The organism is Dokdonella sp. (genome assembly GCF_017744955.1).
In the GTDB taxonomy this organism is placed as follows: domain Bacteria; phylum Pseudomonadota; class Gammaproteobacteria; order Xanthomonadales; family Rhodanobacteraceae; genus Dokdonella_A.
In genome coordinates this window covers 89,911-101,529 of the sequence record NZ_JAGIAG010000002.1, presented here as the reverse complement: position 1 = coordinate 101,529, position 11,619 = coordinate 89,911, and the positions used below count along the sequence as shown (strand labels likewise).

General features: G+C 64.9%; 9 protein-coding genes. 8 read left to right on the top strand and 1 reads right to left on the bottom strand.

Annotation, left to right across the window (positions count from 1 at the left end; translation table 11 throughout):
* Positions 1-152 precede the first annotated feature (152 nt).
* The 8 genes from phoB to J7520_RS05465 all read left to right on the top strand — a co-directional run bounded on the left by phoB (position 153) and on the right by J7520_RS05465 (position 10,101).
* Positions 153-842 carry a phosphate regulon transcriptional regulator PhoB gene (gene phoB, locus J7520_RS05500; RefSeq protein ID WP_291185122.1) on the top strand — a complete coding sequence of 230 codons (690 nt, stop codon included), beginning with the start codon at positions 153-155 and terminating at the stop codon, positions 840-842.
* Between the two features lie 103 nt (positions 843-945).
* On the top strand, positions 946-2,259 hold the full coding sequence (phoR, locus tag J7520_RS05495; RefSeq protein ID WP_291185120.1) for a phosphate regulon sensor histidine kinase PhoR: 1,314 nt from the start codon (positions 946-948) through the stop codon (positions 2,257-2,259).
* 191 nt (positions 2,260-2,450) lie between these two features.
* The gene (locus tag J7520_RS05490; RefSeq protein WP_291185117.1) at positions 2,451-3,359 is read left to right on the top strand and encodes a PstS family phosphate ABC transporter substrate-binding protein; all 909 of its coding nucleotides are present in this window, start codon (positions 2,451-2,453) and stop codon (positions 3,357-3,359) included.
* 10 nt (positions 3,360-3,369) lie between these two features.
* Positions 3,370-5,448, top strand: coding sequence for a polyphosphate kinase 1 (gene ppk1, locus J7520_RS05485; protein ID WP_291185114.1), 2,079 nt, complete (start codon positions 3,370-3,372; stop codon positions 5,446-5,448).
* Between the two features lie 123 nt (positions 5,449-5,571).
* Positions 5,572-7,101, top strand: a complete 1,530-nt coding sequence (gene ppx / locus J7520_RS05480; protein WP_291185111.1) for an exopolyphosphatase — start codon at positions 5,572-5,574, stop codon at positions 7,099-7,101.
* Positions 7,102-7,381: 280 nt separating this feature from the next.
* Positions 7,382-7,885 (top strand): peptidylprolyl isomerase, encoded by a 504-nt coding sequence (locus tag J7520_RS05475; protein WP_345776903.1) that lies wholly within the window; start codon positions 7,382-7,384, stop codon positions 7,883-7,885.
* A 177-nt stretch (positions 7,886-8,062) separates the two neighbouring features.
* On the top strand, positions 8,063-8,833 hold the full coding sequence (locus tag J7520_RS05470) for a UDP-2,3-diacylglucosamine diphosphatase (RefSeq protein WP_291185109.1): 771 nt from the start codon (positions 8,063-8,065) through the stop codon (positions 8,831-8,833).
* Between the two features lie 32 nt (positions 8,834-8,865).
* Positions 8,866-10,101, top strand: a complete 1,236-nt coding sequence (locus J7520_RS05465) for a hypothetical protein (RefSeq protein WP_291186505.1) — start codon at positions 8,866-8,868, stop codon at positions 10,099-10,101.
* A 120-nt stretch (positions 10,102-10,221) separates the two neighbouring features.
* Here J7520_RS05465 and J7520_RS05460 read toward each other — a convergent pair whose 3' ends face one another.
* The gene (locus J7520_RS05460) at positions 10,222-11,604 is read right to left on the bottom strand and encodes a hypothetical protein (RefSeq protein WP_291185107.1); all 1,383 of its coding nucleotides are present in this window, start codon (positions 11,602-11,604) and stop codon (positions 10,222-10,224) included.
* Positions 11,605-11,619 lie beyond the last annotated feature (15 nt).

The window sequence follows — 11,619 nt, the reverse complement described above, 5'->3', positions numbered from 1 at the left end:
GTAATATTTCGGCAACGCAATGCGCGGCCGCGGGCGAGGTTTCGCGCATTCGTCCAGCGGATGACGGCTTCTTTGTCATTCGCGTGTAACACAATCTCGCTGCAATGATGGCGTCATAAAGCGCAGTGTCTGCGCTGTCCTGCGGTGCCGATGTGCAGAAACATATCCTGATCGTCGAAGACGAAACCGCGATCCGCGACATGGTCGCGTTCGCCTTGCGCAAAGCCGGCATGGAGGCGATGCACGCGGCCGACGCGCGCGCCGCGCAGACCGCCATCGGCGAGCGCGTGCCCGACCTGATCCTGCTCGACTGGATGCTGCCCGGGATGAGCGGCATCGACCTCGCGCGGCGCCTGCGCAAGGACGACCTGACGCGCGAAGTGCCGATCATCATGCTGACCGCGCGCGGCGAGGAAACCGACCGCGTCGGCGGCCTCGACGCCGGCGTCGACGATTACGTGGTCAAGCCGTTCTCCACGCGCGAGCTGCTGGCGCGCATCCGCGCGGTCATGCGCCGCACGCACGGCGAGGATTCCGAAGGCGTCGTCGAACTCGGCGGCCTGCGCATCGACAGCGCCGCGCATCGCGTGTTCTCCGGCGACCAGCCGGTGCACATCGGCCCGACCGAATACCGGCTGCTGCATTTCTTCATGACGCACGCCGAACGCGTCTATTCGCGCGGCCAGTTGCTCGATCACGTCTGGGGCGGCGGCGTCTACGTCGAGGAACGCACGGTCGACGTGCACATCCGCCGTCTGCGCAAGACGCTGGAACCGTTCGGTCGCGACGCCCTGGTGCAAACCGTGCGCGGCGCCGGCTATCGCTTCTCGACCAGCGTGTGACGGTGCGCCGCGGCGGATCGATCATGCGCAAGACAAAACCGCGATCCGCCCCGATCGGTGCTTCCGCGCCGCCTGACGGCGCACGCCTGCGGAGTTCCCGGTGATGCCGTCGCGCCTCGGCCGCGCCTGGCGTTCGAGCCTGTGGCGGCTCGCCGCCGTGCTGCTCGTCGCGCTGGCGCTCGGCGGCTGGCTGCGGGCGATTCCGCAGGCGCTGCTGATCGCGCTCGCGGCCTGCTTCGGCTACGGCCTGTTCCGGCTCGCGCGCCTGTGCCGCCTTCTGACCGGTCCGCAGCACGTGCCGGCGGCCGACGGCCACGGCTTGTGGGACGAGATCCAGAACCTGCTGCGCCGACGCCAGCGCGGCGCCTTCGAGGATAAGCGCCGTCTGGCGCATCTGCTGCGCGAGTTCCGCAACGCCGCCGCGGCGCTGCCGGATGCCGTGGTGGTGCTCGATCGCGAATGCCGCATCCTGTGGTTCAACACCGCGGCGAACACGCTGCTCGGGCTGAAGTACCCGCAGGACATCGGCGGCCCGCTCACCAATCTCGTGCGCGCGCCGCGCTTCGCCGAATGGCTGCGCGGCGAACCGACCGAACCCCTGCTCGACCTCGCCGCTCCGGCCGACGAGAACCTGCGTCTGAACCTGCGCCTGATCCGCTACGCCGACGCACAGTCGCTGCTGGTCGCGCGCGACGTCAGCCAGTTGATGCGGCTGGAGCAAGTGCGTCGCGACTTCGTCGCCAACGTCTCGCACGAACTGCGCACGCCGCTGACCGTGGTGCACGGCTATCTGGACATGATCGAGCCGGAAAGCATGCCCGAGTACGAACCGATCCTGCACGAGCTGCGCAACCAGTCGCGGCGCATGACGCAGATCGTCGAGGACCTGCTCACGCTGTCGCGGCTCGAGGCGCAGAGCGACCTGCCGCAGGAACGCGTCAGTCTGCGCTCGCTGCTGGAAGCGCTGCGCCGCGAGGCGGCCGCCTTGAGCCAGGGCGAGCACACGGTGACGACGGAACTGCGCGGTCGTCACGACCTGCTCGGCTCGACCAAGGAGCTGCACAGCGCGTTCTCGAATCTGGTCAGCAATGCGGTGCGCTACACGCCACCCGGCGGCCGCATCACGCTGCGCTGGGAAAGCAGCGACGACGGCGCGCGGCTGTCGGTGATCGACACCGGCCCCGGCATCTCGCCGCAGCATCTGCCGCGGCTGACCGAACGCTTCTATCGCGTGTCGACCAGCCGCTCGCGCGAAAGCGGCGGCACCGGCCTCGGCCTGTCGATCGTCAAGCACGTGTTGCAACTGCACCAGGCGCGGCTGGAAATCCGCAGCGAACTCGGCGTCGGCAGTACCTTCAGCTGCGTCTTCGGTGGCGAGCGGCTGCTCGAGCCGCTGGCGCTGGCGGAGGCGCCGTGATGACGCTCGCTGCTTCACTCCGGCGGCAGCCGGCAGGCGGTCTTTCCGGTGCTGAAAACCGGACTGCCCGTTTCGCTCGCACCTGCGCCGCCGTTCTTCGAACAGTTTGCGCGCGTCCCGCCCGACCGACTTTCGCCGAGACGACGAGAATTTCGCCGCGCGCGATGCATTTCTCGCCGAGCGTGTGGCTGATGAGTGCGCTGCTCGCCGTGTGCGCGGCGCGAGCCGACGCGGCCGATGCGCTGGCCGGCACATTGACCGGCGTCGGCTCCGATACCGTCAGCGCCCTGGTCGCCCGCTGGGCCGAGGCGTTTCGCGCCGTGCATCCGCGCGTGCGGGTGCAGGTGCAGGCTTCCGGCTCGGCCAGCGCGCCGACCGCCTTGATCGAAGGGGCCGCGGACTTCGGCTCGATGAGCCGGCCGATGAACGAGACCGAGATCGCCGCGTTCCAGGCGCGTCACGGCCACGCGCCGACGCAAGTCGTGATCGCGCACGACGCCATCGCCGTGTTCGTGCATCCGGACAATCCACTGACGCATATCACCCTGCCCCAGCTCGACGCGATCTATTCGGCCGCCCGCCGTTGCGGCGCGCCCTCGCCGGTGCGCGCCTGGCGCGACCTCGGCCTCGACGAAGCTCCGCTGGCCGCGTCGCGCGTGCTCGCCAGCGGCCGCAACGATGCTTCCGGCACCTACGAGATGTTCCGCGAAGGCGCGCTCTGCGGCGGCGACTATCGCGCCGACGTCGTAGCCTGGCCCGGCAACGGCGCGGTCGTCGCGACGGTGGCGACGAATCGCGAGGCGATCGGCTATGCCGGTCTCGGCTACGTGAACGGCCTGGTCAAGCCGCTCGCGCTCGCGCGCAGCGACGCCGACGCGGCGGTGCTGCCGGATCGCGCAGCTGTCACGCAAGGCCGATATCCTCTGTCCCGCGCCCTGTATCTGTACGTGAATCGCACGGCGAGCGGCCGTGTCGCGGACCTGCCCGCCGCCTTCCTCGCCTACGCGCTGTCCGACGCTGGTCAGGCCTTGGCGCAGCGCGAAGGATTCATGCCCTTGCAAGCCCACGAGCGCGACGCGCAACGCGCGCTCCTCGAGTGAATCAGCCGCCATGAACCGTGACGTGCCGCCGCAGAACCTGAAAGATCCCGCCCTGTATCTGAACCGCGAGCTGGCCCAGCTCGAGTTCAATTTCCGCGTGCTGGCGCAGGCCGAGGATGCCAGCGTGCCGCTGCTGGAACGCCTGCGCTATCTGTGCATCTCGTGCACCAACCTCGACGAGTTCTTCGAGGTGCGCGTGGCCGTGTTGCGCGAGCAGTTGAGCTTGAACGAACAGCGCCCCGGTCCCGATGCGCTGTCGCCGGCCGACGTGCTGACGCGCATCCGCGATCGCGCGCTGACCCTGGTCAAGGCGCAGTACGATTTCTGGAACCTGACCCTGCTGCCGGAGCTGGAGCGCGAGGGCGTACGCTTCCCCAAGCGCGACGGCTGGACGGCGAAGCAGCGGCGCTGGCTGCAAGGCTACTTCCGCAACGAGATCCTGCCCGTGCTGTCGCCGCTCGGCCTCGATCCGGCGCATCCGTTCCCGCGCATCCTCAACAAGAGCCTGAACCTCGCCGTCGTGCTGAAAGGACGCGACGCATTCGGCCGCGAGGGCCACATGGCGCTGGTGCGCGCGCCGCGCTCGCTGCCGCGCATCATCCGCATGCCGGCCGAGGTCGCCGAATCGGCCTACGATTTCGTGTTCCTGTCCAGCGTGCTGCACGAGTTCATGGACGAGCTGTTCCCGGGCATGCAGGTGAAGGGCTCGTACCAGTTCCGCGTGACGCGCAACAGCGAGCTGGTGGTCGACGAGGACGAAGTCGAGAACATCGCGCTGGCGCTGCGCGACGAGCTGAAAGGCCGCGGCTTCGCCAAGCCGGTGCGGCTCGAGGTCGCCGACAATTGCCCGAAGGCGATCGCCGACATGCTGATGCAGAACTTCGAGCTGACCGAGTCGGAGGTGTATCGCTGCGAGGGTCCGGTCAACGTCAGCCGCGTCGGCGCGGTGTACGACCAGATCGACCGCCCCGACCTGAAATTCCCGCCGTTCACGCCGCGCGTGCTGTCGGCGGTGATCGAGGAACAGAGCCTGTTCGAGGCGATCCGCGAACGCGACATCCTGCTGCACCACCCGTTCGAATCGTTCAATGCGGTGGTCGAACTGCTGCGCGAGGCCAGCGTCGATCCCGACGTGCTCGCGATCAAGCAGACGCTGTACCGTGTCGGCAACGCCTCGCCGCTGATCGATCACCTGATCGAGGCGGCGCGCCAGGGCAAGGACGTCACCGTGGTGGTCGAACTGCGCGCGCGCTTCGACGAGGAAGCGAACCTGCGCCTGGCCAACCGCCTGCAGGAAGCCGGCGTGCAGGTCGTCTACGGCGTGGTCGGCTACAAGACGCACGCGAAGATGCTGCTGATCGTGCGCCGCGAACAGGGCGCGCTGCGCCGCTACTGCCATCTCTCGACCGGCAACTACCACCAGATCACTTCGCGCATCTACACCGACTTCGGCCTGATGACCGCGAATCCGACGATCGGCGAGGATGCGCACCTGCTGTTCCTGCAGCTGTCCGGCCTCGGCCCGATCATCCAGCTGAAATGCCTGCTGCATTCGCCGTTCACCCTGCACAAGGGGCTGATGGAGAAGATCGAACGCGAGATCGCGCACGCGGCGGAAGGCAAGCCGGCACGCATCATCGCCAAGATGAACGCGTTGAACGAAGAGCGCGTGGTCGAACAGCTCTACCGCGCCTCGCAGGCCGGCGTGCAGATCGATCTGATCATCCGCGGCGCCTGCACGCTGCGGCCCGGCATCGTCGGCGTGTCCGAGAACGTCCGCGTGCGCTCGATCGTCGGCCGCTTCCTCGAGCACAGTCGCGTGTACTGGTTCCAGAACGGCGACCAGCCGGAGATCTACTGCTCCAGCGCCGACTGGATGGAGCGCAATCTCCTGCGCCGGATCGAGACCTGCTTCCCGATCCTCGACCCGAAGCTGGCCGAGCGCGTGTTCGACGAGTCGTTGGCGAACTACCTCGCCGACAACACGCAGGCCTGGACGCTGGAATCCGACGGCAGCTACGTGCGCATGACGCCCGGCGACGCGCCGGCGCATTCCGCGCAGCAGACCCTGCTCGCGAAATACACCTGAGGCGCGGCTTTGGCGTCGCCTCCTTCCCGCTCGCGGCGGCCCGCTCAGGCGACGGCCGCCGCGCCGCTGCGGCGGCGTCCGCAAGACGTGCGACAATCCCGATCCCCGACGCGAGCGCATCCGGTGAAGACTGCCAGCGAGCATATCCGCGATGGTGACACCCTGGCCGCGGTCGATCTCGGCTCGAACAGTTTCCACCTCGTCGTCGCGCGCTACGAACACGGCAGCCTGCGCCTGATCGATCGCCTGCGCGACAGCGTGCGCATGGCCCTCGGCCTGCGTCCCGACGGCAGCCTGGATCCGGAACGCCGCGAACGCGCGCTGGCCTGCCTGGCGCGCTTCGGCCAGCGACTGCGCGCGATTCCACCCGAGCGGGTACGCGCGGTGGCGACCAACACCGTGCGCCGCCTGGCCCATCCGCAGAGCTTTCTGCTGCCGGCCGAGACCGCGCTCGGCCATCCGATCGAGATCGTCAGCGGCCGCGAGGAGGCGCGCCTGATCTACCTTGGCGTGGCGCACGACCTCGCCGTGACGAAGCAGCGCCGGCTGGTCGTCGACATCGGCGGAGGCAGCACGGAATTCATCATCGGCGAAGGCTACGAGGCGCTCGAAACCGAGAGCCTGCAGATGGGCTGCATCGCCAGCACGCTGCGTTTCTTCGACGACGGCAAGTACACCGCCAAGCGCTGGCGCCAGGCGCAGACCGAGATCGCGGTCGAGCTGCAGCAGTTCGCCGCCGACTACAAGGCGCGCGGCTGGGGCGAGGCGGTCGGCTCGTCCGGCACCGCCAAGGCGATCGGCGCGATCGTGCAGGCCAACGGCTGGAGCGAACAGGGCATCACGCCGGCCGCGCTGGCGCGCCTGCGCGACGCGATCCTCGAAGCCGGCAGCGTCGACAACCTGCGCCTCGCCGGCCTCGCCGAGGAGCGCGCGCCGGTGCTCGCCGGCGGCGTGGCGATCCTGGAGGCGATCTTCGAGACCTTCGCGCTGGAGCAGATGGCGACCTGCGAGACGGCGATGCGCGAAGGCATCCTGTACGACATGGTCGGCCGCGACATGCACGGCGATCCGCGCGCCGGCAGCATCGCCGCCCTGGCCTCGCGCTACGGCGTCGACCGCGCCCAGGCGGCCCGCGTGCACCACGCCGCGATCGCGCTGTTCGAACAGGTCGAGGAAGCCTGGCAATTCGGCTCGCTCGATCGCGACCTGCTCGGCTGGGCCGCCGACATCCACGAGATCGGGTTGGCGATCGCGCACAGCCTGCATCACATCCATGGCGCCTACATCGTCGCCCACTCCGACCTCGCCGGCTTCAGCCGGCAAGGCCAGCAGGCCCTCGCGGCGATCATCCGCTCGCACCGGCGCAAACCCGACCGCGACGCGCTCGACGCCCTGCCCGAGCGCCTGCGCCGTCCGGCGCGCCGCCTGACCGCCCTGCTGCGCCTGGCCGCGCTGCTCGAGCGGCCGCGCACCACCGAGGCGCTGCCGACGCTGCACCTGGAAGCCGACGACAAAACCTTGCGCCTGGAGTTGCCGGAAACCTGGCTGGCGCAGCACCCGCTGACGCGCGCCGATCTCGAGCAGGAGCGCGACTACTTCAAGATCCTCGATCTGAAGCTGCACGTACGGGCGCTGGAAAAAGCCGCTGCCTGAAGACCGCCGGCCGTCGGCATGACGCGCCGGGGGCGCAGCGCCTATCATTCGCCTCTGTTCTGTTCGTCCATCCGATCCGGAGGTTTCCGTGCTGAAGCGCGCGCTGTTCCTGCTTGCCCTGCTCGTCCCCGCCTACACGCTTGCGCAGACCGCCCCTGCGCCAGCCGCCAAGCCCGCTGCCACCAAGGCCCAGGCGAAGCCGGCCGCCAAATCGGCGACCAAGCCCGCCGCGAAGGCGCCGGCCAAGGCGGCCGAAAAGCCGGCCGCCGCGGAAGCCGCGGTGGACTCGAACAAGGCGCTGATCAAGACCAATCTCGGCGACATCACGGTCGAGCTGTATCCGGACAAGGCGCCGAAATCGGTCGAGAACTTCCTCGGCTACGTCAAGAGCGGCTTCTACGACGGCACCGTGTTCCACCGCGTGATCGCCAATTTCATGATCCAGGGCGGCGGCTTCACCAAGGACCTGCGCCAGAAGCCGACCAAGGCACCGATTCCGATCGAATCGAAGAATGGTCTCAGCAATCTGCGCGGCACGCTGTCGATGGCGCGCACGATGGACCCGAACTCGGCGACGGCGCAGTTCTTCATCAACACCGTCGACAATCCGCGCCTGGACTACGTCAGCGACGCGAACCCCGGCTACGCCGTGTTCGGAAAGGTCATCTCGGGCCTCGACGTGGTCGAGAAGATCAAGGCTGTCCCGACCGGTCCGCAGGGCCCGTTCCGCAGCGACGTGCCCACCACGGCGGTGGTGATCGAGAAGGTCAGCCTGGTTCCGTAAGTACTCGGGCGAGGTGCGGCCGCTGCCGCACCTCGCTTCGCCTGCGGTCGACAGCACGTCGATGCAGCGCGCAATCCTTCCGAATGCGTCCCGGTGCGACGCGTTCGGTGTTCAGCGCCGGCGATTCCTTGCTCTCCGTCGAAGAGGCTCCGTCATACCGTCGGATAGAATCCCGGCATGACCACACTGTTCATCTCCGACCTGCATCTCGACGCGAGCCGGCCCGACATCACGCGCCTCTTCGTCGACTTCGTGCGCGGCGAAGCGATTCACGCCAAAGCCCTGTACATTCTCGGCGACCTGTTCGAGGCCTGGATCGGCGACGACGTCGAGGACGAGACCGCGGCTCAAGTCGCCGACGCACTCGCCGAACTGCACGCGCATCGCGTGCCCTGCTTCTACATTCACGGCAATCGCGACTTCCTGCTCGGCGACGCCTATGCGCGTCGTGCGCGCATGACCTTGCTGCCCGATCCGAGCGTGGTCGAGATCGAGGGGGAGCGGGTGTTGCTGATGCATGGCGATACCCTCTGCGTGGATGACGTCGCCTATCAGGGATTTCGGATCCAATCGCGGACAGCGGATTGGCAGAGTACTTTCCTGCAAAGACCAGTCACCGAGCGGCAAGCGTTCGCTGCGCAGGCGAGAGCCGAAAGCCGGCGTTATACTCGTTCGGTCGACGAGGCAATTACCGATGTGAATACCGGAGCTGTCCTCGATGCGATACGAACGCATGAAGTTCGACGCGTGATCCATGGTCATACGCATCGACCGGCCATGCATCGGCTTTCAAGTGGCGAGTTGCCATGTGAGCGTATCGTGCTGGGGGACTGGTATCAGCAAACCAGCGCCTTGCGCATAGAGTGCCGCAAATTGACATTGTCCATAGGCAAGCAGGAGCTCGTCAGCACGTTATCGCCCCAGCATTCCAATATCCAATCTCCTTGACCCTCAAGCGCCACTAGCCCTCGGTGACCGACATGCCTACCCAGTCAAAGCTCGAAAACACTTGGAAAGAACAGAAAGTAGTCGCTGATGATGGCAGTGCGCAGGATTGGTTCGGTTCCGCGGTAGCCGTCTGTGGTGATTGGGCTTTCATCGGCGCAAAGAACAAGACGGTCGGAAGCAACGCCAGTCAGGGGGTAGTCTATGTATTCAAGAAGATCCAAGGCACTTGGGTTCAAACGCAAAAACTGACCGCAAGCGATGGCCAAGCGGTCGATCAGTTTGGTTCCACAATCGCCGTGTCGAACGGCATCGTGCTCATCGCCGCCCCCTTCGCGAAGATCGGAACGAATACTTGGCAAGGAGCGGTCTACGTATTCACGCCGTCCAGAAGCTCCCCCAGTTCGACTGCGCCTTGGGTGCAGAGGAAAAAGCTGGTCGCCGCAAGAGGGACGGCTTTTCTGACCTTCGGAACGTCGCTTGCGATGAATGCGGAATACGCATTGATTGGAGCGGGCGGAACATATTCCGCGGGTCAACAAATTCCGCGCACGGTTTATGTCTTCCGACGCGACAAGGCGACAACAGCTGCCAGCGAAAATTGGACCGAAAAGCAGTTGTTGGAGAACCCGCGGCCACAGGATCCAGGAAATTTCTTCGGCGGCTCATTGACGCTTTCCAAAGATCTCGCCTTGATTGGCGCCCGTACCAGCACGATCAACGACAATCCCGGACAAGGCCTCGCCTATGTATACGCAAGGTCCGGAGCAGGCTGGAAGTTGACGGATACGCTGATGGCCTCCGATGGCGCGCCGCGTGACAACTTCGGCTCGTCTGTAGCCTTGTATGAGAATTCAGCCTTGGTGGGAGCACAGGGCGTTTTCACTGTGGGCTCCTCGGGCGGTGCCGTGTATCAGTTCCAGCCATCCGGCAGCGGATGGCAACAGACTCAGAAATTCAGTGCGACGCCCGGCTCTGCACTCAGCCTATTCGGTGCCGCCATGAGCGCCTCCAATGAGGGCGCGCTCCTCATCGGCGCGTATGCGACCAACAACTACCGTGGTGCGGCGTATCTCTTCAACATCCGAAAGGATACGTGGCTGCAAAGGAAGGAACTGCTCGCGAACGACGGCGTCGCCGGCAACGTCTTTGGTTATTACACCGCCCTCGACGGCGAGACCATACTTGTCGGCTCATATACCGCACAGGTCAACGACAATCTCAAGCAAGGCGCCGCCTACTTCTACCGCATTCCCAAGAACCTTCCCTGAAGGCAGAGCGCAGTCCTTTGCCGGGCAGCAATGCCGCTCCACTGGCAGAACGCCGGTCGAGATTCCGACGGACAACCGGCGGCTCCATTCAGAGCCGCCGGCCTAACCAGGCTGACGATCTTATTTCGCAAGAACTTCCTGCGCGCCCGTCAACTGCTGCTTACTTCCGTCAGTTCGTACTATTCCGACGTAGTACCAATACTTCCGTCCTGATTCTGCAGTGGCGTCACGCCACTGATAGTACGAAGAACCATTTGGCTGACGGATCGCCTTAATCAACTTCTCGTTCATCAACGAGAAAGGCCCGGATTTTTCCTTTGCTCGAAAAATCTGGAAACCATATACATCCGCACCATCCTTTGTCGCCCACTTCAGCAACGGACCGGACCCAGCAGGAGGCGGAGAATCGCCATTGCTCGCCCCTCGAATGCTGCTCTCGATCGACTGCTGGAGATTGCTGACGTTCGATGCCGCGTTTGAGGGCGACACCTCGTCTCCCTTGCCCGCAGGCGAGGAGGAATTCGGCCCGAACGTTTCGATCTTTTGATCCTTGGCGACGAGCATACCTCCGATACTCACAGGCAGCTTCTGCTTCAAATCGGGCAAATCAATGAGCAACCTTCCCTTGATGAAACCCTCAGGCTGTTTATCGGAGATTGTCAGCCGGATCATTCGGCAACCCTTTGCCCCAGATTCGCAGGGAAGGTCGACTGCCTTTCCCTGGACGTTTTCCAGCGTCAAACTACCAACCTTAATCTCCCGACCCTGCTTATCCGTCAAACGAATCAAGTGCTGATTGGCATTGCCTGATCGCATCAGCCCCATATCCAGCGGGTTCACCGACGGAATAACCTCGCCGCGAATATCTGCTTTGACGTGGACCCACACCTGAGTTTGCCTTGGCGAATTGATGGCGACCTTTACGAAGCCGTCGCGCAATCCAAGAACGAAATTGCGACGCGGCTTGACATGCAATTTATTGCCTTCAATTCGCGCGTCAAGCCAATCGGGGCTTTCGATCACCTTCTCCATACGGAGGTCGGGAATCTCGTTGCTGCTCAATGCAATGGATTTCTCCTCGAGCACTGAGCTATCGGTGTTAATCGCACCAAGATCCAAGGTCGGCCTGATCTGGTCGACCACGGTCGTCACAAAGCCGTTTCCCCTGGCGCTGCGACGAGCATGCCCCTTCTCGCTCGTCTCCAATACCAGCGGGTAGCTGACGCCACCCACTGAGTTGCCCACGTCGATCGTTACGTGCAAATACGTCTTGCCGTTGGCGGGAACCACCACATTCTCAGAATGCAGCGAAATATCTTCTCGCGACGAGCTGACGCCGGTTATGCGGATTTCTTCGTTGCTGTGGTTCGACAATACGATGTCGCATTGCGCCTTGGAAAAGGCCATCACCTCACCGAAGTCGCAACTCTCAACAACCAATGCTGGGTTCGTGGCAGCAAACTGAAAAGCGGTGGCCAAGCTGAGCAGATATGAGACGAGCATTTCAGGATATCCAAA

Excerpts from the sequence above, each read along its gene's own strand:
- phoR (WP_291185120.1), top strand. The coding sequence starts at position 946 with ATGCCGTCGCGCCTCGGCCGCGCCTGGCGTTCGAGCCTGTGGCGGCTC.
- J7520_RS05490 (WP_291185117.1), top strand. The coding sequence starts at position 2,451 with ATGAGTGCGCTGCTCGCCGTGTGCGCGGCGCGAGCCGACGCGGCCGAT.
- ppk1 (WP_291185114.1), top strand. The coding sequence starts at position 3,370 with ATGAACCGTGACGTGCCGCCGCAGAACCTGAAAGATCCCGCCCTGTAT.
- J7520_RS05470 (WP_291185109.1), top strand. The coding sequence starts at position 8,063 with ATGACCACACTGTTCATCTCCGACCTGCATCTCGACGCGAGCCGGCCC.
- J7520_RS05465 (WP_291186505.1), top strand. The coding sequence starts at position 8,866 with ATGCCTACCCAGTCAAAGCTCGAAAACACTTGGAAAGAACAGAAAGTA.
- J7520_RS05460 (WP_291185107.1), bottom strand. The coding sequence starts at position 11,604 with ATGCTCGTCTCATATCTGCTCAGCTTGGCCACCGCTTTTCAGTTTGCT.